Raw genomic sequence first — 26512 nt, 5'->3', positions numbered from 1 at the left:
CCTTTTGCCAAACCGCATTTTTGGGTATATCCGATTTATTTTAGCACAGCGCCGCCGAGGGGGCAAGGGGGCGGCGGGACAGGCAGGGCGACCCTCTCCCGTTTCGCCCAAGCCTGCCGCCCTTTTTGCGTCCGCCCGGCAAAGAGAAGAATAGTTTTGCGGAAACGCTTTGCCCGGTTCCTCCCCACCGCACGCGGCATCTCGGACATTTTCCACGCCGACGGAAAATGTCCGTTCTGATGCGCACTACGTGGGGAGGCCCGGGCTCCGCTCTCGGCTGGGCGGTGGCCCGGGCGGACGCAAACAAAGACCGGGTCACATTTTCCCCAAGCCCGCCCAACGGATGTGGAAAACCCCTCTCCCCTCCCAAAAACAAAAACCGCCCGGCCCAAACCGGGCCGGACGGAAAACCTTTGTTCTGTTTTTACAGCTCGATCTTGCCGTAGAGAGCGAAGCCCTCGGCGTCGTCGATCAGCTGGGTGCGCTTGGGCGCCATGGGCGCCGCGCCCTCCTCGCGGGGGGTGTCGGCAAACTCGCGGGCGGGCACGCTGGAACGGTGCTCGCCGCCCTTGCGGCCCTTGTCGCCACGGCCTTTGCCGCCGCGGCCGCCACGGCCGCCTCTGCCGCCACGCTCACCGCGGCGCTCCCGCTCGAAGGCGGTGCCGGCAGCCTGGGGGTCGGTGGGGTAGATGACCACGCGGCGGTCAGCGCCCTCGCCCTTGGACTCGCTGCGCACGCCCTCCATGCCGCTGATGGTGGAGTGGATGATGCGCCGCTCGTAGGGGTTCATAGGGTCCATGGCCCAGCTGCGGCCGGTGCGGGCAACCTTCGCGCCCATCCGTCGGGCAAGGGCCTCCAAGTCCTTCTCCCGCTTGCCGCGGTAGCCGGCCACGTCCAGGCCCAGCTTGATGTACTCGCCGGGCAGCCGGTTGGCCACCAGGCTGGCAAGGTAGGACAGGCTCTCCATCGTCTCGCCCCGATGGCCGATGAGCATGCCCACGTCGTCGCCCTCCACCCGGATGATGCAGGCCTCGCCCTGCTTCGAGGTGGTCACGGTCACTTCGCCCGCGCCCATGGCGGCGAACACCGTCTTGAGGTACGCCACCGCGGCGTCCAGCTTCGCCTGCTGGGCCTCGGTGACCGGTTTCTCCTCCGCAGCCTCCTGGGCGGGAGCGGCGGCTTCTTCCGCAACAACCGGCTCGGCCTTGGGGGCCTCGGGCTCCTTCTCGGGGGCCTTGGGAGCCTCGGGTTTCACCTCCGCCTTCGGCGCGGCGGGCTTCTCCTCCGCGGCGGGGGCCTCGGCCTCGTCGGCGGTGGCCTTCACCTTGGCGGGGGTGGATTTGAACAGCTTGCGGGTGGGCATCTCCAGAATTTCGATGCTCACTTCCTCCCGGGGCAGGCCCAGCTCCAGGCAGGCCTTCTCGGTGGCTTCCTCAACGGTTTTGCCGGCAACGATCACTTCTCGCATGATTCTTCCTCCCCGGTCTTTGCGTTCAGGGGCGTGGTGCGCTCGTCCTTGTACAGCTCGGCGTCGATGGCGCGGGCGCGCTCGATGCGCAGACGGTTCATCTCCGCCTCGGTGACTTCCTTCAGCTTCTCCTCGCCGGTCTTTTCGTCCACGACCTTGACCTGCTTCTTGGCCTTCTTGGCCTTTTTCTTCTCTTCGATCTCGGCGGCCACCTGCGCCTTCATCTTCTCAGGGTCGTACATTTTACGGGTGATCATGCTGGTGATGAGCATCAGCACGTTGGACACGGTGTAGTACAGAGAGAAGGCCACGGGCACGGTGAAGGCGATCCAGACGAACATCAGGCTCATCATCCAGGGCATCCACTTCATGCTGCCCTGCAGCTCCTGGCCGCTGGACTTCATCATGATGATGTTGCTCAGGGCCATGGTGACCACGCTGAGCACCGGGAACAGCAGCAGGATGTTGAAGGCCAGTTCGGGCTTGACGGTGAGGTCCATGCCCATGAACATGACGTTGAAGTTCTTGATGTTCTCCAGCTGCTCGGGGGTGAGCAGAGCGGAGGCCTCAGCGGGCAGAGTGCCCTTCTGCACCATCTGGATGATGGCGGTGTTGGTGGTGTAGGTGTAGGTCATGTCCAGGATGCCGGCGATCTGGGTCAGCACGTCCTTGCTGATGTGCAGGATGTGCTGCAGGGGGTAATAAACCGCCTCAATAACGCCGAACATGATGAAGAAGTTCACGAACATGGGCAGGCAGCCGGCGGTGGGGTTGTAGCCGTACTCCTGCTGCAGGCGCATGAGCTCCTCGTTCTGCTTCTCCCGGTCTTTGGCGTACTTCTTCTGGATCTCCTCGATCATCGGACGGTACGCCGCCATGCGGGCGGTGTTCTTCTGCTGGCCGATCTGCAGCGGGAAGCTGAGCAGACGCACGGCCACGGTGAAGACGATCAGCGCCCAGCCGTAGCTGCCGAAGAGGTCATACATCCACTGCAGCACGTAGCCCAGGGGGGTGCCAAGAAAACCTAAAAATCCCATAGTTGTTCCATTCCGCCCCGTTTGCGCGCCGGGGCTGTTTATTTTTTGGTTCGAAGGACTCCGGCGGGCGCAAACCGTGAAGTCACAAGAAGCAGATGAAATTTCAGCGGAAGAGGTTCCGCTTTTTGCTGACCCAGCGGCCCTTTTCGGGCACGGGGTCGTAGCCGCCGCGGCAGAAGGGGTTGCAGCGCAGAATGCGCCACACGCTTAAAACAAGGCCCTTGGCCGCCCCGTGGACGGTGAGAGCCTGAATGGCGTATTCGCTGCAGGTGGGCCGAAAGCGGCAGTTGTTGCCAAGACACGGCGAAATATACTTTTTATACCAGCGGATGGGCGCGATGAGCAGCCGGGCGATCATTGCACAAGCCCCGCTTTTTTCAAAAGCTGGGCGGCCGCCGTGGCCACCTCGCCGCTTTTGCAGCGCACCGTCTGCCCCCGGGCCACGAACACCAGGTCGTAGCTTCCCACGTCGTAGGGCAGCGTCTGGTAAAGGGCAGCCCGCATCACCCGCCTGGCCCGGTTGCGCTGCACCGCGCCGCCTATTTTTTTGGTGGCGGTGAGGCCCACCCGGGTGCGGCCCAGGCGGTTCTTATTCACATACAGCACAAGCTTTGGGTGCACGAAGGCCTTGCCCCGGGCATAAGCGCGGCAGAACTCTTTGTTTTTGGTGATGGGGCGGTATCTCATGGTCTCCTCGATATGGAAAAAGAAGGCCACCTGCAACAAGTGACCTTCGTGTTTTGCCTTTTTTCAGAAGGCGCTATTTCAGGCAGACAGCTTCGCCCGGCCCTTGGCACGGCGGGCGGCGATGACCTTGCGGCCGTTCTTGGAAGCCATTCTCTTCAGAAAACCGTGCACGCCGCTGCGCTGACGCTTCTTGGGCTGGAAAGTTCTTTTCATTTTTATTTCCTCCTATAAGCTCCCCGCGCCCGGGGGGCGGGTTTTTGAGTTTTGTTGGCTCCCCGAATTTTGGGGACGACCCTGCAACATAAAAGTATAGCTGAAACGGCGCGGGTTTGTCAACACTTTCTGAAAAGGTTTTTTGCCTTACAAAGCCGTTTTTTGGCATGAAAACGCCCCTTGCGGCCCATATTCCACTATAGTAGAAATAATATATATAATAGTATTTTAGAATTGTAAATTAAAACCTTCTATGATATAATTAATCGGATACCAAATCTGCAAATATTGGAGCGTTAAAATTCTATGGATTCTTTCAACGACGTATTAGCCGCGGCAAAAGAATACTGCAAACAGCGCCTGGTGGACGCCACCTACAACCTGTACATCGACGGGCTGGAGGCGGTGCGCTTCGAGGGCAGCGGCAAGGTGACGCTGGCGGTACGCAACGACTTCATCTGCACCATCGTGCGGGACCGGTACACCCCCCTGCTGCGGGAAGCGCTGGCGGCGGTGCTGGGCTTCGACGTGGAGGTGGAGCTGGTGGTGCCCGCGGCGGAAAAGGCGGAAGCCCCCGTTCCCGTGGAGGAGACGGTGGACACCGACGGCCGCTATGACTTCACCTTTGAGAACTTCATCAAAGGCCCCTCCAACCAGTTCGCCTACGCGGCGGCCCAGGCGGTGGCTTCCAATCCCTCGGGCGCCTATAACCCGCTGTTCATCTACGGCCAGTCGGGCCTGGGCAAGACCCACCTGCTCACCGCCATCGCCACCGAGATCAAAAAGAACCACCCCAATTTCAACATCGTCTATGTGGACTGCGAGACCTTCACCAACGACCTGATCAGCGCCATCCAGGCGGGCCGCACCGAAGAGTTCCGCCAGACCTATCGCCCCGCGGACGTGCTGCTGGTGGACGACATCCAGTTCATCGCCGGCAAGGAGAGCACCCAGGAGGAGTTTTTCCACACCTTCAACACCCTCCACGGCGCGGGCAAGCAGATCGTGCTGGCCAGCGACCGCCCGGCCAAGGAGATCAAAAGCCTGGAAGAGCGTCTGCGCACCCGCTTCGAGTGGGGCCTCACCGCCGACATCCAGCCGCCGGACTTTGAGACGCGGGTGGCCATCATCCGCCGCAAGGCCGAGCTTTTGAACCTTCACATGCCGGACGAGGTGTCCGAGTTCATCGCCAACCACCTGAAGAGCAACATCCGCCAGCTGGAAGGCGCGGTGAAGAAGCTGAACGCCTACTACCTGCTGGAGGGCATCCAGCCGGCCATCGGCGTAGCCCAGAACGCCATCAAGGACATCCTCAACGAGACCCAGCCGGTGCCGGTGACCATCGAGAAGATCATCAGCGAGGTGGCCCGCACCTACAACGTCTCCCCCGCCGAAATCAGAGGCATGCGCCGCACGGCCAACATCTCCAGCGCCCGGCAGACCGCCATCTACGTTGTGCGGGAAATCACCGGCATGAGCATGGAGGACATCGGCCGGGAGTTCAGCGGCCGCGACCACTCCACCATCGTCTACTCCCTCAAGGCCATGGAGCAGAACCTGGAAAACGACCGCCGCCTCAAGGAAACGGTGGAGGACATAATCAAAAACGTGCGGAGCTGACCCCTCCCGGCGGCCAAATTTGAACGGAATGTGAAATTCAACTTTTTCAACATAGTATTCAACATTCAACAGTGGTTTTCCACTTTGGGGTGTGAACAACTTTGGGGCCAATGGCCATTCAACAAATTTCCAACATCCGCTAAAAACTTGTTCACATCTGTCGAGACCGCGCCGCCAGAGGGCTTGTCCCACTTTTTCACAAGATTCACACCCCCTATTACTACGGCTTCATTGAGGTTTGTTATAATACGCCTTTTTCGCGTTTTGAAAGAAAGGAGCGCAGCTGCATGAACATCGTCTGCGACAAATCCCTTTTGTCAGCCGCCATCGACGGCGTCAGCCGGGCGGTGACCCTTCGCTCGTCCATCCCGGCGCTGGAGGGCATCCTCTTAAAGGCGGACGGCTTCCAGCTCACCCTCACCGGCTACGACCTGGAAATGGCCATCACCACCACCATCGAGGCCAACGTGCGGGAGCCGGGCGAAATTGTCCTGTCTGCAAAGCTGCTGGGCGACATGGTGCGCCGGCTGCCTGCGGGCGACATTGACATCACCACCGGCGACGGCGGCAACGCCACCATCAAAGGCGGTGTGGCGGAGTTCGACATTCTGGCCATGAGCGCCGCCGATTACCCCGACCTGCCGAACCCCGGCGCCGACCGCACCCTGTGCATCAAGGCCGGCACCTTGCGGGACATGATCGAAAAAACCCTGTATGCCGTCAGCCAGGACGACAAAAAGCCCGCCCACACCGGCGAACTGTTCGCCATTGAGGAGGACAAGCTCACCGTGGTGGCGCTGGACGGCTACCGTCTGGCCATTGTGGAGCGGCCCATCACCGCCCAAAAGCACATCCGCATCATCATCCCCGCCAAGACCCTCACCGAAGTAAATAAACTGCTGGGCGAGGACGATCAGGACGTGTACATCTCCGCCAACCGCCGCTTCGTAGTGTTCGAGGCGGGCAGCTACGTCATTCTGTCCCGCCTCATCGAGGGCGAGTTCCTCAACTACTCCAACGTCATCCCCTCCGGCTTCAAGACGCGGGTGGTGCTGGAGACGAGGGACTTCATCGACACCATCGAGCGCGCCAGCCTCATCATCACCGAGCGGCTGAAGAACCCCCTGCGCATCCTTTTTGATAAAAAGGTCACCGTGCGCTGCCAGACGAACCTGGGCAAGGTGGTGGACGAGTTCGACGCGGACATCGAGGGCGAGGCCGTGGAGATCGGCTTTAACAACCGCTACCTGCTGGATGCTTTGCGCAACGCCCGCTGCGACAAGGTGGCCATGGAGATGACCGGCGCTTTGAGCCCCGTCAAGATCTTGCCGGCGGACGACAGCAACGATTTCATCTATCTGGTGCTGCCGGTGCGCTTCAAAAACGATTAAAAGAGAGCGATTATGGATAAGATTCTCATTCATACCGAATACATCAAGCTGGACAGCCTGCTCAAGCTGGCGGGTCTGGTGGAGACGGGCGGCGAGGCAAAGCTGCTCATTCAGGACGGCCAGGTGCTGGTGAACGGCGAGGCTTGCACCATGCGGGGCAAGAAGCTGCGCGCCGGCGACACCGTCACCCTGGACGGCCGCACCGTGACCATCGGCGAAGGCCGGTAACGCGCCATGCGGCTGAAACGACTCATCATCTGCAACTACCGCAACATCGAAAGCGCCGACTTTAAGCCCGGCGAGGAGCTGACGGTCATCACCGGCGCCAACGGCCAGGGCAAGACGAACCTTTTGGAAGCGGTGTGGCTGCTCACCGGCGCCAAGAGCTTCCGGGGCGCGAAAGACCCCCAGCTCATCCGCCAAGGCCAGCAGTTCGGCGTGATGGAAGGCCCCATCGAGCGGGAGGACCGGGGCGAGATATGGCTGCGCATCACCATCGGCGTGAAAGACAGCCCCCGCCCGGGCCGCACCGCCAAGATGAACGGAGCGGACGCGGGCCGCGCCTCGGAAATCGCCGGCGTGTTCACCGCGGTGGTGTTCGAGCCGGGGGATCTTGAACTGGTGAAGGGCAGCCCCGAGCGGCGGCGGCGCTTCATCGACGCGGCGCTGTGCCAGCTGTACCCCGGGTACCTGGCCACCCTGCGGCGCTATTCCCGGCTCATCGCCCAGAAGAACAGCCTTTTAAAGTTCTGGGAGCGCACCCCCGGCGCGGCGGAAATGTGCGACGCCTTCGACGCCGACCTTGCGGTGCAGGGCGAGGAGATACGCCGGCGGCGTCTGGCTTTTCTTTCAAGCCTCGGCCCGCTGGCCCAAAAGAATTACGAAGAAATAAGCAGCGGCAGCGAGGCGCTGGGCCTTTGCTACCGCTGCGGGTTTGAAGCGGGCACGCTGGCCGAGACCCTGGCCGCCAGCCGCATGGCCGACCGTCGGGCGGGCTTTTGCACCGCCGGCCCCCACCGGGACGACCTGGAACTGGTGCTGGACGGCCGGCCCGCCAAAAATTTCGCCAGCCAGGGCCAGCAGCGCAGCGCGGTGCTGAGCATCAAGCTGGCGGAGGCGGCGGTGGCCGCCGAGGTCACCGGCGAACACCCGGTGATGCTGCTGGACGACGTGCTCAGCGAGCTGGACCCGTCCCGGCAGGAATACCTGCTCACCCGGGTGCGCCACAAACAGACCATCGTCACCGCCTGCGATTCCAGCCTCTTCCACAAGGCGGCGGGCGTGATGCTGCGGATGGAAAGCGGCCGGCTTTTGGAGGGATAATATGTATCTTCATCTCGGGCAGGACTATGTGGTCCACACCAGAGACATCATCGGCATCTTTGATATTGAATCCAGTTCCGTTGCCAAGAACACCCGGCAGTTTCTGCGCCGGGCCGAAGAAGAGGGCGCGGTGGTCACCGTTTCCGGTGAGCTGCCCAAGAGCTTCGTGGTGACGGACTTCCCTGTCCAGACGGTGTTCATCAGCCCCATCTCCGCCCGCACCCTGCAGCGGCGGTGTGAGCGGATGGAAAATCTGGACCAGTACCCGCGCGGCAGCGCGCTTTGATAAGCAACAGAAGGAGACGAGAGAATGGCAGAAGAGTTGAACAAGCAGACAGTGGGCCAGGCCGAGGACTACGACGGCAGCCAGATCCAGGTGCTGGAAGGCCTGGAAGCGGTGCGCAAGCGCCCGGGCATGTACATCGGCTCCACCGGCCCCCGTGGCCTGCACCATCTGGTGTACGAAATTGTAGACAACGCTATCGACGAGGCCCTGGCCGGCTTCTGCGACCACATCGAGGTCACCATCAAAAAGGGTGACGTCATCGAAGTGAGCGACAACGGCCGCGGCATCCCCGTGGACATCCAGCCCAAGCTGGGCATCCCCGCGGTGACGGTGGTCTACACCGTGCTCCACGCCGGCGGCAAGTTCGGCGGCGAGAACTCCGGCTATAAGGTCTCCGGCGGTCTGCACGGCGTGGGCGCCAGCGTGGTGAACGCCCTCTCCGAGTGGCTGGAAGTGCGGGTGCGCCGGGGCGGCCATGAGTACCGCCAGTCCTTCAAGCGGGGCGTGCCCGACGGCGATCTGGAAAAGATCGGGCCCGCCGCCTCCAACGGCACCACCGTCCGCTTCAAGCCCGACCCTGTCATGTTCACCGAGACCACCGTCTACGACTACGACACCCTGCTCACCCGCCTGCGGGAGGAGAGCTTCCTCAACGCCGGCGTGCGCATCACCCTCACCGACGAGCGGGGCGAGGAAGTGCGGCGGGAGAGCATGTGCTACGAGGGCGGCATCCGCAGCTTCGTGGAGTACATCCACGAGAAGCGCCAGATGACCGTGCTCCACCCCACCCCCATCTACTTCAAGGGCCAGCTGAAGGACATCATCGCCGAGGTGGCCCTGCAGTACAACGACAGCTTCAACGAGCTGATGCTCAGCTTCGCCAACAACGTCCACACCCCGGACGGCGGCACCCATGAGGAAGGCTTCAAGACCGCCCTCACCCGTGTCATCAACGACTTCGGCCGGGAGAAGGGCTATCTGAAGGAAAAGGACGACAACCTCTCCGGCACCGACGTGCGGGAGGGCCTCACCGCCGTCATCAGCGTCAAGCTCACCGACGCCCAGTTCGAGGGCCAGACCAAGGCCAAGCTGGGCAACACCGAGGTGCGCAGCCTGGTGTCCGGTCTTGTCTACGACAAGCTGAAGGAGTTCCTGGAAGAGAACCCCGGCGTGGCCAAGGCCATCTACGAAAAGGCCACCCAGGCCGCCCGCGCCCGGGAGGCCGCCCGCAAGGCCCGCGACCTGGTGCGCCGCAAGAGCGCCCTGGAAACCAGCCGCATGCCCGGCAAGCTGGCCGACTGCCGCGAAAAAGACCCCTCCAAGACCGAGATCTACATCGTCGAGGGTGATTCCGCCGGCGGCAGCGCCAAGATGGGCCGCGACTCCAACATCCAGGCCATCCTGCCGCTGTGGGGCAAGATGCTCAACGTGGAGAAGGCCCGCCTGGACAAGGTCTACGGCAACGAGAAGCTGATGCCGGTGGTCACCGCTCTCGGTTGCGGCATCGGCGAGGAGTTCGACATCTCCAAGCTGCGTTACCACAAGGTGTTCATCATGGCCGATGCGGACGTGGACGGCAGCCACATCTGCACCCTCATGCTCACCTTCTTCTTCCGCTTCATGCGTCCCCTCATCGAGGGCGGCTATGTCTACATCGCCCAGCCTCCCCTCTTCAAGCTGGCCAAGGGCAAGGACGTGCGCTACGCCTACAACGAGGCGGAGATGAGCAAGCTCTCCGCCGAGATGGGCCAGGGCGTGAAGATCAACCGCTACAAAGGCCTGGGCGAGATGAACCCCGAGCAGCTGTGGGAGACCACCATGGACCCCAACAACCGGGTCATCGTGCAAATTTCCATCGAGGACGCCGTGAAGGCGGACGAAGCCTTCACCATCCTGATGGGCGACAAGGTGGAGCCCCGCCGCGAGTTCATCGAGAAGAACGCCCTTTACGCCACGCTGGACGTGTGACGCTCCCTATTTCAGAAAGAGACAGGTGAACACCATTGAATGAAGATTTTGTGATGATCCCCGGCACCGGCACCAAGCTCATCGTGCGGGACGTGAAGGACGAGATTGAAAGCGCCTTTCTGGACTACTCCATGTCCGTCATCGTCTCCCGTGCCCTGCCCGACGTGCGGGACGGCCTGAAGCCGGTGCACCGGCGCATCCTCTACACCATGCACGAGCGGGGCAACGACCCCCAGCATCCCTACCGCAAGAGCGCCGACACCGTCGGCGCCGTGCTGGGCAGCTACCACCCCCACGGCGACGCCTCTGTTTACGACGCCATGGTGCGTCTGGCCCAGGACTTCTCCATGCGCTACCCTCTGGTGGACGGCCAGGGCAACTTCGGCAGCGTGGACGGCGACCCCCCGGCTGCCTACCGATACACCGAGGCCCGGATGAGCAAGATGGCCATGGAGCTGCTCACCGACATCGACAAGGACACGGTGGACTTCGGCCCCAACTTTGACGAGACCAAAAAAGAGCCCACCGTTCTGCCCAGCCGCTTTCCCAACCTTCTGGTCAACGGCTCCACCGGCATCGCCGTGGGCATGGCCACCAACATCCCGCCCCACAACCTCTGCGAGGTCATCGACGGCGCGGTGGCCCTCATCGACGACCCGGAGCTGGACCTGGCCGGTCTGATGGAGCACATCAAAGGCCCCGACTTCCCCACCGGCGGCGTCATCATGGGCCGCAGCGGCATCCGGGCGGCCTACGCCACCGGCCGCGGCAAGATCACCCTGCGGGGCCGCACGGAAATTGAAGAGAAGAAGAACGGCCGCTTCCAGATCATCGTCACCGAAATTCCCTACATGGTCAACAAGGCCCGCCTCATCGAGAGCATCGCGGACCTGGTGAAGGACAAGCGCATCGAGGGCATCAGCGATTTGAACGACGAGTCCAACCGCCACGGCATGCGCATCGTCATCGAGCTGAAGAAAGAGGCCAACCCCCAGGTTGTGCTGAACCAGCTCTACCGCTACACCCAGCTGCAGGACACCGTGGGCGTCATCCTGCTGGCGCTGGACGGCGGCGTGCCCAAGGTGATGACCCTCAAAACCATGCTGGAGCGGTATGTCCAGTTCCAGGACGGGGTCATCCGCCGGCGCACCCAGTTCGATTTGAAGAAGGCCCAGGAGCGGGCCCACATTCTGGAAGGCCTCGCCCGCGCCGTGGACATCGTGGACGACGTCATCTACACCATCCGCCACTGCGGCGGCGGCCAGGCGGAAGCGAAAGCCGCCATCATGGAGAAGTTCGGCTTCGACGATCCCCAGGCGGACGCCATCTGCAAGTTCCCCCTGGGCCGTTTGGCCGGTCTGGAGATTCTCAAGATAGAGAACGAACTGGACGAGCTGCACAAGAAAATTGCCGACTGGACGGCTATCCTGGCGGACGACGCCAAGGTGCTGGCCATCGTCAAGGAAGAGCTGCTGGCGCTGAAAGAGAAGTACGGCGACGAGCGCCGCACCGAAATTGCCCACGTCAGCGGCGAGGTGGACATCGAGGACCTCATCCCGGTGGAGGAGTGCGTCTTCACCCTCACCCACGCGGGCTATATCAAGCGCCAGTCCAAGGACACCTACCAGGTGCAAAAGCGGGGCGGCCGGGGCATCTCGGGCCTGTCCCACAAGGACGAGGACTTTGTGGAGGAGCTGTTCATCGGCTCCACCCACGACTATGTGCTCTTTGTCACCGACCAGGGCCGTGTCTACCGCCTCAAAGGCTACCAGATTTATGAAGGCAGCCGCACCAGCAAGGGCACCAACATCGTCAATCTCCTGCCCCTGCAGAACGAGGAGAAGGTCATCCGCATGGTGTGCATGCCCGCCGACAAGGCCGAGGGTTTCCTCACCATGGTGACGAAACGGGGCCTCATCAAGCGCACCCCCATCGAGGCCTACTCCAACATCCGCAAGAGCGGACTGCTGGCCGTCAGCCTCTACGAGGGCGATTCCCTGGCCTGGTGCCGCATCACCAGCGGCTCGGACGAGTTGCTGCTGGCCACTCGGGACGGCATGTCCATCCGCTTTGACGAGCGGGGCGCGCGGCAGATGGGCCGCATGGGCCACGGCGTGCGCGCCGTGCGCCTGGCGGAAGGCGACGAGGTCGTGGGCGTGGGCATCCTGCGCCCGGGCGCCACGGTGTTCACCGTGACCGAAAACGGCAAGGGCCGCCGTAGCCGTGTGGATGACTACCGCCTGCAGAGCCGCGGCGGCAAGGGCATCCGCAACTACGCCAAGGGCGGCGTAGCCGGTATCAAGATTCTGGACGACGAGGACGACGTCATCCTCATCAGCCAGGAGGGCATCATCATCCGCATGCACGCCGAGGACATCAACGTCCAGAGCCGCTACGGCAGCGGCGTGCGGGTCATGCGTCTGGCGGAGGGCGACCGTGTGGTCACGGTGGCCCGCACCGAGCGCAGCGACGAGGAGCCGGTGGAGAAGCCGGAGGACGAGCCGGAGGAGACCCTCACCGACGAGGAACTGGCTGCTCTGGCCGCCGAGGACGCGGCGGCGGACGAAGGAGCCGCTGACGACGAGGGCGACGAGGAATAAAACAAAAGAGAGCCGGAGGCGCTTGCCGCCGGCTCTCTTTCTTCAAAAGGGGAGAAAAGGGATGAAACGGTGTATGGAGCGGGCCGCCCGGCTGGCGGCGGCGGGCTCGGCCGCGGCATTGGCCGCGGCCCTGCTGTGGCCGGGAAGCCTTTCCACCGCTGTAGCCGTCACCCTGCTCACGGTATGTTATCATTTGTGGATGCGTCTGCTGGTGGGCGGCGTATTCGACCGCCGGATGAACAACCGCTGCGACCTGGGCAATCCCTGGTTTACCCCCCGCCGGTGGGAGCCGGCTCTGTGGCGGGCATTGAGGGTGAAGCGCTGGAAGGTCGGCATGCCCTCCTGGGAGCCGGAGCTTTTCGACACCAAAAAGCGGAGCCTGGAAGAGGTGGCCATGGCCATGTGCCAGGCGGAACTGGTGCACGAGACCTGCGCTGTGCTCAGTTTCCTGCCCCTTGCCGCCGTGCCCTGGCTGGGGGCGGCGCCGGTGTTTTTGCTCACGAGCCTTGCCGCCGCTCTGTTTGACCTGATGTTCGTTTCTCTCCAGCGCTACAACCGTCCCCGATTGCAGCGGCTGATGCAGCGCAGAAAAAAGCAATAAAAAGAGCCGACGGCGCGCCGTCGGCTCTTTTTTGTCATCGAAGCACCGCGTTCACCCGGTCGGCCATGTCCTGAGCGGCGTGGGCGGCCCGGGCCGCGTCGCTGCCGGTGAGCAGCAGCGCCGCCAGCGCGGCTTCGGCTTTCGCCGCCGCGGCCGCGCCCGCCTTCTGAGCCACTGCTCCGCTCTGACACAGCAGCACCGCCAGCGCCGCCTCCTTTGGGGCGGGGCCGCTCTCGGCGCTCAAATGAAAAAGCAGTCGCTCCAGCCGCCGGGTGGTCTGCCCCGCCGCCGGCAGGTAGAACACCCGCCCGGCCAGCGCCCGCTGGGGCGCGGCAAGGCCCAGAGCCTCCAGGCTCTCCCCCACCGTCTCGGCCAGTTCCGCCAGCTTCGGTCCGTCGGGCGAAAAATCCCGCAGCGCCATCGCCAGCGGCACCGGCCGGGGCCGATCGATGAAGTCGTACAGCGGCTTCAGACACCGCAGCGCGGCGGGCAGCGGCCCGGCAAGGCTCACCTTTTCGCCGGTGAAAGCCACGGCCCCCGCCTCGGTCAGTTCTGCCAGCGCCGCCGCCACAAAGCAGATGGGCTGCTGGGGGTTCAGGGGCGAAAAGCGGCCCCGGTCGTTCACCGCCAGAAGAAGATATTCCTGGGAAATGTTCAGTTCGGTCATACCGTGTCGCCGCCTTTCTTTTGTTGCTCTTCCATTATGCCACGCCGCCGGCCCGAGCGCAAGGTTGGTGCCGCCAAAATGGGCGGCCTGCCTGCCTCCCCCACCCGGCCCGGCAGCGCGGGGGCACCACCCTTAGTGCGCCTCAGAACGGACACTTTTCTTCGTTGTGAAAAGTGTCCGAGATGCCGCGTGCGAGGGTGGTGCCCCCGTGCGGACGCAAAAAGAGAGTCTGACCTGGGTGCGTCTGGCTCGGCCTGCATCGGGCGGAGAGCCGGGCAAAACGGGTAAGAGACCCGCCCTCCCTTGCCGCCCTCCCCCCTTGTGTCCCCCTGCCCTGCCGCCGCAATATCTGGTGGTCATATCGTCACAAAATAAAAAATTATCGAAAAACAATAAAAAACACTTGAAATTCAATAAACCCCATGCTATACTGGCCTCAAAGAGCGGAGCGGCCCAAAGGCCGCGCCGCAGACAGCCGGGGCAGTTCGTATCTCCCCGGGAAAAAACGGCGGGCCTTCCCGCCGCGGGAAAGGTGGAGCGGTATGCTCACTGCAATGTTAGCCCTGAGCCAGCTTCGGGGCGCCCAGCTTTGGCTGGTGTTCTGGCTGGCCCTGGCGGCGCTGTATTTCGCACTGATGCTGGGCGTGCCGCCCCTGCGCAAAAAGGCCGGGGCAAAAAATGTTCTGCTGGCCTTTCTGGCGGCGGAGGCGTTCACCGACCTTGTCTGGGCGGGGGTCTACGGCTACCAGCCAGTCTACCGCAACTACGGAGTGGCCGCGGTCTACGGCCTGGCACTCTGGCCGGTGGCGCTGGCGGCGGCGGCCGCCGCTGCCCTCGTCTGGGGCAAACGAAACTCGTCAAAAAAGGAGAAATCTCTCATGTGGAGCGAAAAAAACAGCCTTTCCCTCTCCCGGCTGGCGGTGCTGCTGTTCACCGGCGCGGTGGCGGTGTGCGACGTGTCCGGCTGGTGGCTGGTGAACTGGTTTCTGCGCACCAGCCGCTACGCCGGCATCAACGACGCCGCCCATCTGGTGTGGGGCCTCGTCACCCTCTACGTAGCCAGTGCCGCGGCCTATGTGCTGCTGTGGAACCTCTACCGCCTGTTGGTCAACATCGAAGAGGAACAGGTGTTCGTGGCGGACAACGTCCACCATCTGCGGGCGGCCAGCTGGTGCTGCATGGCGGTGGCGTTGCTGTGCCTGGGCGGCGCGGTGTTCTACCTGCCCATGGTGATGGTGGCCGCCGCCGCGGCTTTCATGGGCCTCATCGTCCGCATCATCAAAAACGTGTTCCAGCGGGCCATCGGCATGAAGGCCGAGCTGGACCTGACCATTTAAAGGGGGCGGAGCAATGCCCATCATCATCAATCTGGACGTGGTCATGGCCCGCCGCAAGATCGGCGCGGGCGAGCTTGCCGAAAAGGTGGGCATCACCCCGGCCAACCTCTCCATTCTGAAAAACAACAAGGCCAAGGCGGTGCGTTTTTCCACCCTGGCGGCGCTCTGCCGCGCGCTGGACTGCCAGCCCGCCGATCTGCTGGAGTATGTGCCCGGCGAGGAGGAGGACGAATGAAACGATTGGCCCTTGCCCTGGCGGCGGCGCTTCTGCTGGCCGGCTGCGGCGCAAAAAGCGAGGAAGCGACGGTGGCCAAAGCCTTGAGCCTGGACGTAACGGGCGCGGCCCTCGTCTCTTCTTACGACAGCCACGGCGGTTTTCTCGGTGACGGGACCGGCTGCATCGCCCTCTCCTTCCCGGACGGCCGGCTGGAAGAGCAGCTGGCGGCCGACCCCGCCTGGCACAGCCTGCCTGCGGACGAAACGGTGCAGACGCTGGTCTGGGGCACACAGGACGAAGGGGCAAGCATCGGCCCCTGCCTCACCGACAGCGAGGGCGCGCCGCTGGTGCCGGCGGTGCAAACGGGCTATTACCGCCTCATCGACCGCCACAGCGACCAGACCGCTCCCCTGCTGGAGCGGGGCTCCTTCAATTTCACCGTGGGCGTCTACGACGCCGACGCCCGTATCCTTTACTATTGCGAACTGGACACCTGAAAGGGGGACTGACCCGATGAAACGACCCATCTGGACTCTCATTATGGCGGGGCTGCTGCTGCTCTGCTCCGCCTGCGCGGCCAAAGCCGGGCCGCTCACCCTGCCCGCTGCCCACGATGTGACCGAAGTGCGGCTGGAATACGAGGGCGAAAGCGTCGTCCGCACCGGCCCGGGCTGGATCGAGATGCTGCTGGAGGACCTGGCCGCCGCCGAACCCACCCGCAAGGCCACCGTGCAGGACGTGCCGGACAAAGAGGACATGGCCTCGGTGCACTTTGTGCTGGAGGATGGCAGCGAGCAGACGGTTTTCGTCTACCCGGAAAAGAACAAATGGTACATCGAGAGCCCCTACGAGGGAGTGTATGAGACCGACCAGCTCCTGTGGGTGATGGTCACCGACCTGAGTGAATGAGCGGCGCAGACCGGCCGCATCTATAAATGAATAAAAGGAGGGTTTGATGATGGAACCCCGCAAAACGGAGGGCAGCGCCTGCCCCCCTATCTTTGATGCGCCCAAAAATCAGGCAACGGAGCCTGCCCCGCTCCTTGTGAGCGGCGAAAAAACGCCCCCGGCCTACGGCCCCGGAGCCGGTGAAACGCCGGCTCCCGCGCCTGCCTCCCCTGTTCGCCCGCCGCTGCCCAGGTGGATTGTGCCCGCGGTCCTTTTCAGCTGGCTGTGGGGCTGGGCCTACGCCCGGGGCCTGCTGTTCGGCTTTGAATACGGCCCGGTTTTTATGGCTCTGTTCTGCCTTGCGTTCTTCGCCGGGGTGGAGTGGATGTGCCGGGCCGCGAACCGCCCCGCCCCCAAAGAGAGCCGGCTGTGGCTGGCGCTGTGGGGCCTGCTGGCGGCGGACTACATCTTTAAAATTTCCGCTTTTTTCTACCACGACGCGGTGCAGAACTGGGAGTTTTTCGCCCTGCATCTCGCCGCCGCCTACTGGGTGCTGGCCCGCACCGGCTCCCTCACCGAAGGCCGCACCGGCCCCTTCCTCCCCCTGGACACGCTGCGGGCGCTGGTGATCCTGCCCTTCGGCAATTTCTTTCTGCGCATCCGGGTGCTGCTGCGTGCCCTGACGGACTGGCTCCGGGGCCTTTCCGGACGCAAAAAGGAAAATTTCTGGGCCGGAGTGGTCACCCTGTGCGTGGCGGTGCCGGTGCTGGCGCTGGCCGCGGGGCTGCTGGCCGGCGCGGACGAAGCCTTCGGCGCGGCGCTGGAAAACTTCCTGAGCTGGATCACCCTGCCGCGGGCGCTGCTCAGCGAGTTTACCTACTTCGCGGTGGGCCTGCCGGTGGGCGCCTATCTCTTCGGCCTGGCGGCGGGCGCGCTGAAAAAAGCCCCCGACCCCGCCCGGAGTCCCGCCCTGCGGGCCGAGGCGGAAAAGCTGCGCCTTGCCCCCGCCGGCGCGCTGGCCTTCTGCCTTGCGCTGCTGCTGGCGCTTTACGTCCTCTTCTTTTCCATCCAGCTGAACTACCTCACCGGCGGCTTTTTCGGCCGTCTGCCCGTGGGCTTCACCGCCGCCGGATACGCCCGCCGTGGCTTCTTTGAGCTGTGCGCCGTGGTGGTGCTCAACTTCTCGGTGCTCACCGCCGCCGCCAAGGCCAGCCGTGTCCCGCTGCGCCAAAGCCCGGTGCTGAAGGGCCTGGCCGCCGCTCTCTGCCTTTCGAACCTCTTGTTCGCCCTGGTGGGGGCCAGCAAGATGGTGCTTTACATCCACCGCTTCGGCTTCACCCCGAACCGCATCGTCTCCAGCTGGTTCATTCTGGTGCTGGCGGTGCTCACGGTGCTGGCGCTGGTCAGCCTGTTCCGCCCCTTCCCGGTGGTGCGAACCGCCGCGGCGGTGTTCTGCGGGCTGTTTTTGGCCTTGTGCCTCTCTCAGCCGGACGTCTGGCTGCGGGCCGCCAACCGGCAGCTGGCGGCGTGCGGCATCGTGGAAGCGGAGGACATCGGCGACTGGCTGCTTTCCATGCCGGAGAAACAGTCCCCGTGGAACTGACCGGAAAAACAACAGCCTTTTCGGGAGCATCGCGGCCTTTGCCGCGGTGCTCCTTTGTCTTGTTTTAACAAAAAGGCACCCTGTTTTTGTACAGTCGGAGGGATTGTGAGCCCTGCCGCCGCCGTGCTATGATGAAAAAAAGCGGAGAGACCGCTGTTTTTTTTCTTCGGGAACTTACTGTCCGGTTAGTAAGGAAATTCAGGAGGTGGCCCTCATCGAAAACCGACTGCGCTCGCCCCGGGCGACGGAGCTTTTGGAAAAATGCTTCGACGTCTTTTGTGAAAACGGGCTGGAGAACACAACGATGAAGATGCTCTCACAGGCCTGCGGGGTGTCCAACGCGGCGCTGGTGTATTATTTCGGCAACATGGAACGCATCGTCATTGAGGCGACGGCCCATTGCATGGCCAAAGTGGAGGACGATTTCATGGCGCTGGCGCCCAAAAACGCGCCGGACATCGAGCGTTTTCTGCGCCAGATGCCCCGCGTCACCGCCGAGATGCACGGCGCGAAATACCGCTTTATGTATCAGGTGTATGCCAGCCCGAAATACCGCCAAAGCGGCAGGGAATTTTTCGAGGGCGTGAACCGGCGCTATGGGGAGTATGCCCGGCAGCTTTCCGGCAAGCTGGGCCTGCCGGCGGACTACATCCAGGGCATGACCTATTCCTTTGTGCGGGCCTGCGTCCACTACGCCCTGTTTGAGGACGAGGAATATCTGAACTTGCAGCTGAACGCCATCCGCACCTCGCTGCGTGCGGTGCTGGCGGCAAAAAACAACGCCCTGCCCGCCGGAAACGGCGGAACGGCGGCAGAAAAGGAGGAATCCACATGAAAAAGTCATCCATTCGCGCCGCGCTGCTGCGGGGCCTGGTGTGCCTTGCGGCGCTGGCCCTTGTGTTGCCCGGGGCGGTGTTTGCCGCCGACCACGGCGGCCACAGCGGCTGGACGGAGATGCAACAATTGGCGGCGCCCTGGAGGAGCCTGCTTACTGGGTGAACGACAGTAAAACAATAGAAAGCGGTGTTATATTTCAGGGCGATAATAATCAAATCCTTTGCCTTGCGGGCCGTACCCTGATAGTGAAACTCGCGGCGGTTCCGAAAAATAGGGAATTCATTGTAACTGCACCTCTCACCATTGAAAGTTGCAGCGGCGAAGGAAAACTCACCGTCACGGGCGGGCCGATCAATGTTTATGAGCCGTTGACCCTTACGGAGAATGTAACTGTCAGCGGCGATATCGAGGTGAAAACCTATAGTCCCCAAACGGGTTCATTGACCGTGGGCGCCGGCAGCACCGTGAACAGGACCATCACGGTGGAAAGCGGATGCACGGCAGACATCTATGGCACCGTGAAGGGAACCATCACGGTGGAAGAGGGCGGCACCCTCAATCTCTATGACGGCGCTGAGGTGAGCAGCAGGATGGTGACCAGCGGCGTCTGCACCATCAACGGCGGCACTGTAAAAGGCATTACGGTGAACGGCGGCGAGTGCACCATCATCGGCGGCACGATCCAAGATACATATGATGAGAGCGGTGTGAGTGTGAACGGCGGCGTTTGCACCATCACCGGCGGCACGATCCAAAACAACAAAAACGAAAACGGCAACGGCGGCGGCGTGTATGTGGCCGGCGGCACCTGCACCATCAGCGGCGGCAGCATCACCAGTAACACGGCCAAAAACGGCGGCGGTGTGTATGTGGCCGGCGGCGAGTGCATCATCGACGGCGCCATGAACGTTGCTGCCAACATCACCAATAACACGGCCAAAAACGGCGGCGGCATGTATGTGGCCGGCGGCAAATGCATCATCGACGGCTATGCCGAAGTCAACGGCAACACGGCAAAAAACGGCGGCGGTGTGTATGTGGCCGGCGGCGCCACCTGCTGGCTGCGGGAACGCTCCGTGGTCTTAAACAACAACGCCACTGGCAACGGCGGCGGCATTTATGCGGGCGAAGGTGTGCGTATCAACATGAGCGCGGGAACTTTACGTTACAACACCGCCTCGAACGGCGGCGGCGTGTATCTGTCTTCCGGCGCCAAACTGGCATCATACGCGCAATTCAGAGAAAACAGCGCCACCGGCGACGGCGGCGGTATCTGGGCCGCAAGCGGCTGCACCATCTATCTCAACGGCAATGAGAATTATCGTGGTTTATTGTCCGGAAACACCGCCGCCAGAGGCAGCGGTATGTATGTGGTCGGCGCGCAGTGGACCGTGGAATTCAACGGGACACTGGTCTATGACAACAACGACCTGCATTTTTTGGGTGACGGCTCAAACTCGAAAAATTACGGCGTGCTCCGGATCGGCGACAGAGGAGACGACGAGAGCATCATCAGCGGCAATATAAAGGCGATAAACGTCGATGTGACAATGGATAAGGGCACCGTCCAAAGCGGTTCGGTGACGCTGGAAAATGCAAAATGGCTCATATACGGCGGCTACTGCAGCATTTCCAAATTCACAACGGACGGCCAGCAGAAGGTCACTCTCTACGGCGGCTATTTCGACGCCCCGCCCAGTGATAAGGACAATATCCTGGTAGGCAACACCGACAATCCGTGTAAGATACTCGAAATAAGCGGAAAAGCCGGCGATGCCAATTACGACCCCGCTTACAAGGAGGGCTACTCCTACGGAGTGTACGCCGTGAAGAACGACGCGGCGAGCCTGAATCAGGGAACGATCACCTACGACAGCCAGCCGGTGGTGCCGGGCGAGGACTTCACCATTGCCCCCAACGGGACCACGCTGCTGGAGTACTCCTGCACGGACGCGGCAGGCAGCCCTGTTTCCGGCTGGCCCACGAACGCCGGCGCCTACACCATCCAGGCCAAGTGCCTGAATGCGGTCGAAAAATGGTACGCCGAGACCAGTTTTGACCTGACCATCGCCAAAGCCACGCCCTCTTACACGGAGCCCACCGGCCTTACCGCCCGGCTGGGCAAGCCTCTCTCCGACGTAGCGCTGCCCCAGGGCTGGGCCTGGAAGGACGGCAGCACCGTTCCCGAACAGGAGGGAACGCAGACATTCCCCGCCGTCTACACCCCCGCCGATACGGCGAACTACAACACCGTGGAGCTGGACCTCAACGTTCAGGTGGAACACGCCCATGTGGGAGTGCCGCAGCCGGAGCAGCCGGCCACCTGCACCGAGCAGGGCGTCAAAGCCTACTATAAGTGCAGCGTATGCGGCGCGCTGTTTGAGGACGCCGCCTGCGACACGCCCATCGTCGACTTTGATTCCTGGAAGGTCATTCCGCCCCTGGGCCACGACTTCGGCGGCTGGAAATCCAACGGCGACGGCACCCACACCGGCATCTGCCAGCGGCCGGGCTGCGGCGAGACCAAGACGGAGAACTGCACCGGCGGCGAGGCCACCTACTTTTTGCAGGCGGTGTGCCAGGTGTGCGGCGGGGCCTACGGCCCGCTGAAGGCGGACTCCACCCCACCCTCCGGTGAGATCACTTTGGGCGAGAATCACTGGAACAAATTCCTCAACGACATCACCTTCGGCCTGTTCTTCAAGGAGACCCAGCAGGTGACCGTCACCGCCTCGGACGACAGTTATACCGTGGGCGGCTACACCCCGGACAAAGCGGTCAAAGTGGAGTATTATCTCCACAGCGGCGGCACGGCCCTCACCCTGGAGGACCTGAAGAGCGTGGAGTTCACCGAATACAAACAGCCCTTCTCCATCGACCCGGAGGCGCGGCTGGTGGTGTATGTGAAGATCACCGACCACGCGGGCAACGGGGTCTGCATCAGTTCCGACGGCCTTGTGCTGGACGCCGCCGCCCCCGGCCTCACCGGCGTGGAGAACGGCGCCAGCTACTATGTGACCCAGGCGCTGAAGGCCAGCGACGAGAACCTGAACACCGTGACGGTGAACGGCGAGGCCGTTGCCGCTGACTTCACCCTGACCGGCGACACCAAGGCGACCTATGCCGTTGTCGTCACCGACAAGGCGGGCAACGTGACCTCCGTCACCGTGGAAATGAAGCCGCTGTCCGACCTGGAAAAGGTGATGGAGGGGCTCACGGAGCAAACCGTTACCAGCGGCGACCGGCCCCGGCTGCAGGCGCTGGAAGCGACCCTGAAGGGCATCGACCTCACCGACGCCACCCAGGCGGAAAAGGACAAGGTGGAAAGCCTCCTGGCCCGCTGCCAGGCGCTGCTGAAGCGTCTGGACCAGCTGGAGTGGACCCCGTCGCCCACGGCCACGCCCGTGCCCACGGCGGCTCCGGCTGCGACCCCGACCCCGAAGCCGGCGGCCACCGCAAAGCCCACCCCGGCCCCCACTGCCACGCCGGAGCCCTCGGCTGCCCCGGAACCCTCCGCCAGCGCCGAGCCCACGGCCACCCCGGAGCCTCTTCCCACCGAGAGCCCCGCGCCCTCCCAGGGGCAGGAGCCGTCCTCCGGCTTCCCCTGGGGCCTGGCCCTGCTGGGTCTGGCACTGGCCGCGCTGATCGGGCTGGTGGTCATTCTGGTTTTGCGCAGAAGAAGTGACGACGAACAGCAATAAATGACCCGCCGCCCCGGAGAACTTTTCTCCGGGGCGGCTTTTTGTGGTATAATAACGAAAACCAAGCCCGAAAGGAGGCCCCGCCCGTGGCACCGTCGCTCTTTTCCCGCGCCTTTGACCGCCGCCATCTTCAGGCGCTGGCGGGCAGCCTTTCGCTGCTGGCGCTGGCCCTCGTGCTCTATCACTCGCTGGCGGGGGGCACCCTGCTGGACGCCAACGCCTACGACAGCTATCTGCTGCAGGCCCAAAACTGGCTGGAGGGGCGGGTCTCCATCGCCAACGGCGAAAAATACCCCTGGTTGGAACTTGCAATTTATAACGGAGAGTATTATCTCTCCTTCCCGCCGGTGCCCTCGGTGCTGGCGCTGCCGGCGGCGGCGCTGGGGCTTTCCCTGGGCAATCTGTGGCAGGCGCTGTGGGCTCTGGCCGCCCTGGCCGGGGTCTACCTTTGCTTCTGGCGCACCGGCCACACCCCCCGGGCCTGCGCCGGGTGGGCGCTGCTGGCCACCCTCTCCAGCGGGTTTTTCTGGCTGGCGGGCAGCGGCGGCGTCTGGTTCCAGGCTCAGGTGCTCAACTTCGCCTTCACCGTCTGGGGCCTGTTCTTCTGGCTGAAAAAACAGTACGCCCCCGCCTTCTTTCTGGTGGCGCTGGCGGTGGGCTGCCGCCCCTTCACTGCCCTGTTGGCCTTCGCCCTCTGGCTGCCCACCGCGTTGAACGCGGTCAAGACCCGCCGGTGGCGCCGCCTGCTGGCCTTCACCGCTCCCGCCGCCGCCGTGGCGCTGGCGCTGGGCTGGTATAACTTCATCCGGTTCGGCAGCCCCTTCGAGTTCGGCCACTCCTACCTCCCGGAGTTCGTGCGGGACGGCGGCCAGTTTACCACCGAGAACTTCTGGGCCAACCTGTGGGGCGTGCTGCGTCCCGTCACCCTCACCGCCTCGCTGGATCTCTCCTTCCCTACCTTCAACGGCTTCTGCCTGTTTCTGGCAAGCCCTGTCTTTTTGCTGTGGGCCATCGACATTGTGCGGGCGGCGGCTCAAAAGCGCCTTGCGCCCAAAGACCTGCTGGCCCCCGCGCTGGCGCTCATCACCCTGGTCGCCCTGTGCCTTCACCGCACCATGGGCGGCTGGCAGTTCGGCGCCCGCTACACCGTGGACCTCATCCCGCTGGCCCTCTGGTGGTATCTGGCCCGGCCCCGGCGCCCCTTCGGCGGCGGCGCCATGTGGCTGACGGCGGCGGGTGCGCTGTTCAATTTCTACGGCGCGGCCTATATGCTGAGCCACTGAGAGGAGGAAACCCATGGGCGTTTTTCTGGGTCATTTCGGCGGAGGGCTGATGCTCCTCTTTGTGGCGCTGTTGGCGCTGCGGTGCGCAAAGCGGCTGGGCCTTGTGTTCTGGCCCGCCGTGCCCGCCCGGCCCGCCGCTCCCCGCTGGGCCCCCGGCCCGGGGGCGCTGGCCCTGGCCGCGCTGGGCGTTCTGGCGGCGCAGTGTTTCTTCGTCTGGCTGGGCTGGCTGGATCTGGGCCAGAGCGGCGGAATTGACGCCTTTTTGCGATGCTTTTGGGAGCGGTTCACCACCGCCGGCGACAGCCCCCACTACCTGCTGCTGGCCCGGCAGGGCTATGTGGCCGAGGGCGACGCGGCCAAATACATCGTGTTTTATCCCCTCTACCCGCTGGCGGTGCGGCTGGTCCACACCCTGCTCAGCCCCTTTTCGGTCAGCTGGGAGGGGGCGGCCCTCGCCGTGAGCTGGCTGTGCTGGGGCGGCGCGGGCGCGGCCATGCTGGCGCTGGCGGGGCAGGACCTGCCCAAAGAACAGGCGGTCTGCGCCGTGGCGCTGATGGCTTTTTATCCCTTCGGCTTCTTCGCTTTGGGCGTGTTCACCGAGAGCCTGTTCCTCCTGCTCTGCCTGCTGTGCATGTATTTTGCCCGCCGCGGCCGCTGGCTGCCCGCCGGTGTGCTGGGGGCCCTGGCGGCCCTCTGCCGCAACCAGGGCCTGGTGCTGCTGCTGCCCCTGGTTTACCTCTGGCTGCGGGCAAGGCGGCAGCAAAAACAGGGCCCTGCTTCCCTGGCGCTGGCCCTGCCCCTTCTTGCCTGGGGCGGGTATCTGGCCCTCAATGCCCGGCTCTTCGGCGACCCCTTCGCTTTTATGGAGTTTCAGAGCGCGCCCCCCTGGTATCAGTCGGTGAAGTGGATCAGCGAAAACCTGACCCAGCACTGGCAGATGGCGCTGGAATACCCCGGCCTCGCGCCGTTCCTCTACCACGCCCAGCTGGTGCTCTATTTTGCCGCCATGGCCCTGCTTCTTTGGGGCCTGTGGAAACAATGCCCCACCCACTGGCTCATCTGGGGCGGGGCGTATCTGGGCATGTGCTACCTCGCCGGCTGGCTCATCAGCGGCGGACGCTACGTCTTTGGGTGTATCCCTCTCTTCCTCATCGGGGCCAGCCTTCCCCGCCCCGCCCGCTGGCTGCTGGCGGCGGTGAGCGCCTTTTTCCTCTGGAAGATGGGCGTTTACTATATGCAGGGCCAGGCAATCATGTAATATAGCGACTATAAAATACAGATTGTATAGAAAAGCCCCCCGAACAAACGTCCGGGGGGCTTTTTTTCAATGATGGTTTCAGCCGGTCAGCTTCCCCTGCCGGCGCAGCGCGTCGATCTTCAAAATCGCCGCAACGGTCTTGCCGTCCTTGATGCGGCCGTCCAGCACCATGGCCACCGCCTGGTCGAAGGGCACCTTTTCCGGGGTGAGGAACTCGTCCTCGTCCAGGTGCATGGGGCAGGGGGTCAGGCCCCTGGCCAGCCAGGTGTAGATGATCTCGGTGCAGTAGCCCACCGTGGGGTAAAACTCGCCCAGGTCGGTGTAGTGCTGGGCCACCAGGCCGCACTCCTCCGCCAGCTCACGCTTGGCCGCCTCGAAGGGGTCCTCCCCTTTTTCCAGCTTGCCGGCGGGCAGCTCCCAGAGCTCCTGCCCCAGGGCGTAGCGGTACTGGCGCACCAGGTAAATTTCGTCATTGTCGGTGAGCGCCGCGATGCAGGCGCCGCCGTGGTGATGCACCACTTCCCGGGTGCTCTCGGCGCCGTTTTCCAGGCGCACACGGTCAAAGGTCACGGTGAACACCCGCCCCTCGAACAGGGTGCGGCTGTCCAGTTGGGTCTCGCTGTGGCTCATTGCTCTTCCTCCCCTGTCTCAGGCAGCCGGGTGCACAGCACCCGCTGGACCCGGCGTTCCCCCGCCTTGAGCACCTCAAAGCGAAGGCCGCCCCATTCCACCGCCGCCTTCTCCCCTTCCTCGGGGATGCGGCCCAGCTTGTCGATGATGAGGCCGCCCGGGGTGTCGAACTCCTCGTCCTCGCCCATCTCCGGGCACTCCATGCCAAAGGCCTCGAACACGTCCGAAAGGTCGATGGCGCCGTCCACGGCGTAGCCGTCGCCCTGGGCCACCAGCTCGGCCTCCTCGTCGTCGTACTCGTCCTGGATGTCGCCGACTATTTCCTCCAGAATGTCCTCCATGCTCACAAGGCCCGCCGTGCCGCCGTATTCGTCCACCACGATGGCGATCATGGTGCGCTCGCGGCGGAAGTCCAGCAGCAGCTGGCCCGCCGGGCGGCTCTCGGGCACGAACATCACCTTGCGCACAAAGCGGCTCACCGGGCCGTCCAGAGCGGTGGGCTCGTCGAACAGGCAAAGCAGGTCTTTCACATACAGAACGCCCACGATCTCGTCCACCGTTTTGCGGAACACCGGCAGGCGGCTGTTGCCGCTTTCCACCGCCGCCGCGATCACCGACCGGCAGCTGGCGGTCTCGTCCACCGCCACCATGTCCATGCGATGGGTCATGATGTCGCCGGCGGTCACCTCGCCCAGATCGAAGATGTTGGTGATCATCGCTTTCTGGTTCTCGTCGATGAGGTCCTGCTCGTCGGCGTCGTCCACCATCTCATACAGGTCCTCTTCGGTGACCTGCTCGGTGTTGCCCAGGCCGGCCTTGTCCAAAAGGCGGCTCAGCGGCCCGGGCAGCTGCACGCCCCGCTTTGCGGCGGCCCAGCCGGCGGCCAGACCCACCAGA

26 protein-coding genes are annotated in these 26512 nt (G+C 63.5%); 18 read left to right on the top strand and 8 right to left on the bottom strand.

Annotated elements, in window-relative coordinates:
- Nucleotides 1-424: 424 nt before the first annotated feature.
- From jag to rpmH, 5 genes are all read right to left on the bottom strand, one after another.
- Complete coding sequence (jag, locus tag ACMNAY_RS01380) at nucleotides 425-1468, bottom strand: RNA-binding cell elongation regulator Jag/EloR (RefSeq protein WP_418718101.1); 1044 nt, start codon at nucleotides 1466-1468, stop codon at nucleotides 425-427.
- Complete coding sequence (locus ACMNAY_RS01375; RefSeq protein ID WP_418718100.1) at nucleotides 1456-2505, bottom strand: YidC/Oxa1 family membrane protein insertase; 1050 nt, start codon at nucleotides 2503-2505, stop codon at nucleotides 1456-1458. Before ACMNAY_RS01375 ends, jag begins: the two co-directional genes overlap by 13 nt.
- 103 nt (nucleotides 2506-2608) lie before the next feature.
- Nucleotides 2609-2863 (bottom strand): membrane protein insertion efficiency factor YidD, encoded by a 255-nt coding sequence (gene yidD / locus ACMNAY_RS01370; RefSeq protein WP_418718099.1) that lies wholly within the window; start codon nucleotides 2861-2863, stop codon nucleotides 2609-2611.
- Nucleotides 2860-3192 carry a ribonuclease P protein component gene (gene rnpA / locus ACMNAY_RS01365; RefSeq protein WP_418718098.1) on the bottom strand — a complete coding sequence of 111 codons (333 nt, stop codon included), beginning with the start codon at nucleotides 3190-3192 and terminating at the stop codon, nucleotides 2860-2862. The genes yidD and rnpA overlap by 4 nt, the downstream gene beginning before the upstream one ends.
- A gap of 78 nt (nucleotides 3193-3270) precedes the next feature.
- Nucleotides 3271-3405, bottom strand: coding sequence for a 50S ribosomal protein L34 (gene rpmH / locus ACMNAY_RS01360; protein WP_058963434.1), 135 nt, complete (start codon nucleotides 3403-3405; stop codon nucleotides 3271-3273).
- Nucleotides 3406-3711: 306 nt separating this feature from the next.
- Between rpmH and dnaA the strand changes: the two genes are divergently transcribed.
- From dnaA to ACMNAY_RS01320, 8 genes are all read left to right on the top strand, one after another.
- Nucleotides 3712-5025: a chromosomal replication initiator protein DnaA gene (gene dnaA, locus ACMNAY_RS01355; RefSeq protein ID WP_394977437.1), complete on the top strand. Its 1314-nt coding sequence runs from the start codon at nucleotides 3712-3714 to the stop codon at nucleotides 5023-5025.
- Nucleotides 5026-5312: 287 nt separating this feature from the next.
- Nucleotides 5313-6416, top strand: a complete 1104-nt coding sequence (gene dnaN, locus ACMNAY_RS01350) for a DNA polymerase III subunit beta (RefSeq protein ID WP_418718097.1) — start codon at nucleotides 5313-5315, stop codon at nucleotides 6414-6416.
- Between the two features lie 12 nt (nucleotides 6417-6428).
- Nucleotides 6429-6644, top strand: a complete 216-nt coding sequence (yaaA, locus tag ACMNAY_RS01345) for a S4 domain-containing protein YaaA (protein WP_394977441.1) — start codon at nucleotides 6429-6431, stop codon at nucleotides 6642-6644.
- Nucleotides 6645-6650: 6 nt separating this feature from the next.
- Nucleotides 6651-7739, top strand: coding sequence for a DNA replication/repair protein RecF (gene recF, locus ACMNAY_RS01340; RefSeq protein WP_418718096.1), 1089 nt, complete (start codon nucleotides 6651-6653; stop codon nucleotides 7737-7739).
- 1 nt (nucleotide 7740) lies between these two features.
- The gene (remB, locus tag ACMNAY_RS01335; protein WP_394969355.1) at nucleotides 7741-8025 is read left to right on the top strand and encodes an extracellular matrix regulator RemB; all 285 of its coding nucleotides are present in this window, start codon (nucleotides 7741-7743) and stop codon (nucleotides 8023-8025) included.
- A gap of 24 nt (nucleotides 8026-8049) precedes the next feature.
- Entirely contained in the window at nucleotides 8050-9993 is a 1944-nt protein-coding gene (gene gyrB, locus ACMNAY_RS01330; protein ID WP_418718095.1) for a DNA topoisomerase (ATP-hydrolyzing) subunit B, read from the top strand.
- Between the two features lie 35 nt (nucleotides 9994-10028).
- On the top strand, nucleotides 10029-12593 hold the full coding sequence (gyrA, locus tag ACMNAY_RS01325; RefSeq protein ID WP_418718094.1) for a DNA gyrase subunit A: 2565 nt from the start codon (nucleotides 10029-10031) through the stop codon (nucleotides 12591-12593).
- A gap of 61 nt (nucleotides 12594-12654) precedes the next feature.
- Complete coding sequence (locus ACMNAY_RS01320) at nucleotides 12655-13194, top strand: hypothetical protein (protein ID WP_418718093.1); 540 nt, start codon at nucleotides 12655-12657, stop codon at nucleotides 13192-13194.
- Between the two features lie 34 nt (nucleotides 13195-13228).
- On the opposite strand, the gene ACMNAY_RS01315 is transcribed toward ACMNAY_RS01320, so the two are convergent.
- A complete protein-coding gene (locus ACMNAY_RS01315; protein ID WP_418718092.1) occupies nucleotides 13229-13861 on the bottom strand; it encodes a GPP34 family phosphoprotein in 633 nt (210 codons plus the stop codon).
- Nucleotides 13862-14403: 542 nt separating this feature from the next.
- Here ACMNAY_RS01315 and ACMNAY_RS01310 point away from each other — a divergent pair.
- The 10 genes from ACMNAY_RS01310 to ACMNAY_RS01265 all read left to right on the top strand — a co-directional run bounded on the left by ACMNAY_RS01310 (nucleotide 14404) and on the right by ACMNAY_RS01265 (nucleotide 24985).
- On the top strand, nucleotides 14404-15198 hold the full coding sequence (locus ACMNAY_RS01310; RefSeq protein ID WP_418718091.1) for a DUF2975 domain-containing protein: 795 nt from the start codon (nucleotides 14404-14406) through the stop codon (nucleotides 15196-15198).
- A gap of 13 nt (nucleotides 15199-15211) precedes the next feature.
- Nucleotides 15212-15433: a helix-turn-helix domain-containing protein gene (locus ACMNAY_RS01305; protein ID WP_394969345.1), complete on the top strand. Its 222-nt coding sequence runs from the start codon at nucleotides 15212-15214 to the stop codon at nucleotides 15431-15433.
- Nucleotides 15430-15912, top strand: coding sequence for a hypothetical protein (locus ACMNAY_RS01300; RefSeq protein WP_418718090.1), 483 nt, complete (start codon nucleotides 15430-15432; stop codon nucleotides 15910-15912). Before ACMNAY_RS01305 ends, ACMNAY_RS01300 begins: the two co-directional genes overlap by 4 nt.
- 16 nt (nucleotides 15913-15928) lie before the next feature.
- Nucleotides 15929-16324, top strand: a complete 396-nt coding sequence (locus tag ACMNAY_RS01295; RefSeq protein ID WP_418718089.1) for a DUF5301 domain-containing protein — start codon at nucleotides 15929-15931, stop codon at nucleotides 16322-16324.
- A gap of 49 nt (nucleotides 16325-16373) precedes the next feature.
- Nucleotides 16374-17906 (top strand): DUF4173 domain-containing protein, encoded by a 1533-nt coding sequence (locus tag ACMNAY_RS01290; protein ID WP_418718088.1) that lies wholly within the window; start codon nucleotides 16374-16376, stop codon nucleotides 17904-17906.
- A gap of 205 nt (nucleotides 17907-18111) precedes the next feature.
- Nucleotides 18112-18741 carry a TetR/AcrR family transcriptional regulator gene (locus ACMNAY_RS01285; protein ID WP_418718087.1) on the top strand — a complete coding sequence of 210 codons (630 nt, stop codon included), beginning with the start codon at nucleotides 18112-18114 and terminating at the stop codon, nucleotides 18739-18741.
- The gene (locus ACMNAY_RS01280; protein ID WP_394977463.1) at nucleotides 18738-18905 is read left to right on the top strand and encodes a hypothetical protein; all 168 of its coding nucleotides are present in this window, start codon (nucleotides 18738-18740) and stop codon (nucleotides 18903-18905) included. Before ACMNAY_RS01285 ends, ACMNAY_RS01280 begins: the two co-directional genes overlap by 4 nt.
- A 302-nt stretch (nucleotides 18906-19207) precedes the next feature.
- Nucleotides 19208-22444 carry a hypothetical protein gene (locus ACMNAY_RS01275; protein ID WP_418718086.1) on the top strand — a complete coding sequence of 1079 codons (3237 nt, stop codon included), beginning with the start codon at nucleotides 19208-19210 and terminating at the stop codon, nucleotides 22442-22444.
- 86 nt (nucleotides 22445-22530) lie between these two features.
- Entirely contained in the window at nucleotides 22531-23727 is a 1197-nt protein-coding gene (locus tag ACMNAY_RS01270) for a hypothetical protein (protein ID WP_418718085.1), read from the top strand.
- 13 nt (nucleotides 23728-23740) lie between these two features.
- Nucleotides 23741-24985: a hypothetical protein gene (locus ACMNAY_RS01265; protein ID WP_418718084.1), complete on the top strand. Its 1245-nt coding sequence runs from the start codon at nucleotides 23741-23743 to the stop codon at nucleotides 24983-24985.
- A gap of 78 nt (nucleotides 24986-25063) precedes the next feature.
- On the opposite strand, the gene ACMNAY_RS01260 is transcribed toward ACMNAY_RS01265, so the two are convergent.
- A complete protein-coding gene (locus ACMNAY_RS01260; RefSeq protein WP_418718083.1) occupies nucleotides 25064-25615 on the bottom strand; it encodes an NUDIX hydrolase in 552 nt (183 codons plus the stop codon).
- A partial coding sequence (locus ACMNAY_RS01255) for a hemolysin family protein (RefSeq protein WP_418718082.1) occupies nucleotides 25612-26512 on the bottom strand: 901 nt, incomplete at its 5' end. The genes ACMNAY_RS01260 and ACMNAY_RS01255, both read right to left, overlap by 4 nt.

Source organism: Candidatus Allofournierella merdipullorum, from assembly GCF_048426865.1.
GTDB lineage: Bacteria > Bacillota > Clostridia > Oscillospirales > Ruminococcaceae > Allofournierella_A > Allofournierella_A merdipullorum.
This window is presented reverse-complemented; position numbering and strand designations above follow the sequence as displayed.

Bases quoted from the DNA above. Each gene is read 5' to 3' on its own strand.
- jag (WP_418718101.1), bottom strand. From the start codon at position 1,468: ATGCGAGAAGTGATCGTTGCCGGCAAAACCGTTGAGGAAGCCACCGAG.
- ACMNAY_RS01375 (WP_418718100.1), bottom strand. From the start codon at position 2,505: ATGGGATTTTTAGGTTTTCTTGGCACCCCCCTGGGCTACGTGCTGCAG.
- yidD (WP_418718099.1), bottom strand. From the start codon at position 2,863: ATGATCGCCCGGCTGCTCATCGCGCCCATCCGCTGGTATAAAAAGTAT.
- rnpA (WP_418718098.1), bottom strand. From the start codon at position 3,192: ATGAGATACCGCCCCATCACCAAAAACAAAGAGTTCTGCCGCGCTTAT.
- rpmH (WP_058963434.1), bottom strand. From the start codon at position 3,405: ATGAAAAGAACTTTCCAGCCCAAGAAGCGTCAGCGCAGCGGCGTGCAC.
- dnaA (WP_394977437.1), top strand. From the start codon at position 3,712: ATGGATTCTTTCAACGACGTATTAGCCGCGGCAAAAGAATACTGCAAA.
- dnaN (WP_418718097.1), top strand. From the start codon at position 5,313: ATGAACATCGTCTGCGACAAATCCCTTTTGTCAGCCGCCATCGACGGC.
- yaaA (WP_394977441.1), top strand. From the start codon at position 6,429: ATGGATAAGATTCTCATTCATACCGAATACATCAAGCTGGACAGCCTG.
- recF (WP_418718096.1), top strand. From the start codon at position 6,651: ATGCGGCTGAAACGACTCATCATCTGCAACTACCGCAACATCGAAAGC.
- remB (WP_394969355.1), top strand. From the start codon at position 7,741: ATGTATCTTCATCTCGGGCAGGACTATGTGGTCCACACCAGAGACATC.
- gyrB (WP_418718095.1), top strand. From the start codon at position 8,050: ATGGCAGAAGAGTTGAACAAGCAGACAGTGGGCCAGGCCGAGGACTAC.
- ACMNAY_RS01320 (WP_418718093.1), top strand. From the start codon at position 12,655: ATGAAACGGTGTATGGAGCGGGCCGCCCGGCTGGCGGCGGCGGGCTCG.
- ACMNAY_RS01315 (WP_418718092.1), bottom strand. From the start codon at position 13,861: ATGACCGAACTGAACATTTCCCAGGAATATCTTCTTCTGGCGGTGAAC.
- ACMNAY_RS01310 (WP_418718091.1), top strand. From the start codon at position 14,404: ATGCTCACTGCAATGTTAGCCCTGAGCCAGCTTCGGGGCGCCCAGCTT.
- ACMNAY_RS01305 (WP_394969345.1), top strand. From the start codon at position 15,212: ATGCCCATCATCATCAATCTGGACGTGGTCATGGCCCGCCGCAAGATC.
- ACMNAY_RS01300 (WP_418718090.1), top strand. From the start codon at position 15,430: ATGAAACGATTGGCCCTTGCCCTGGCGGCGGCGCTTCTGCTGGCCGGC.
- ACMNAY_RS01295 (WP_418718089.1), top strand. From the start codon at position 15,929: ATGAAACGACCCATCTGGACTCTCATTATGGCGGGGCTGCTGCTGCTC.
- ACMNAY_RS01290 (WP_418718088.1), top strand. From the start codon at position 16,374: ATGGAACCCCGCAAAACGGAGGGCAGCGCCTGCCCCCCTATCTTTGAT.
- ACMNAY_RS01280 (WP_394977463.1), top strand. From the start codon at position 18,738: ATGAAAAAGTCATCCATTCGCGCCGCGCTGCTGCGGGGCCTGGTGTGC.
- ACMNAY_RS01265 (WP_418718084.1), top strand. From the start codon at position 23,741: ATGGGCGTTTTTCTGGGTCATTTCGGCGGAGGGCTGATGCTCCTCTTT.
- ACMNAY_RS01260 (WP_418718083.1), bottom strand. From the start codon at position 25,615: ATGAGCCACAGCGAGACCCAACTGGACAGCCGCACCCTGTTCGAGGGG.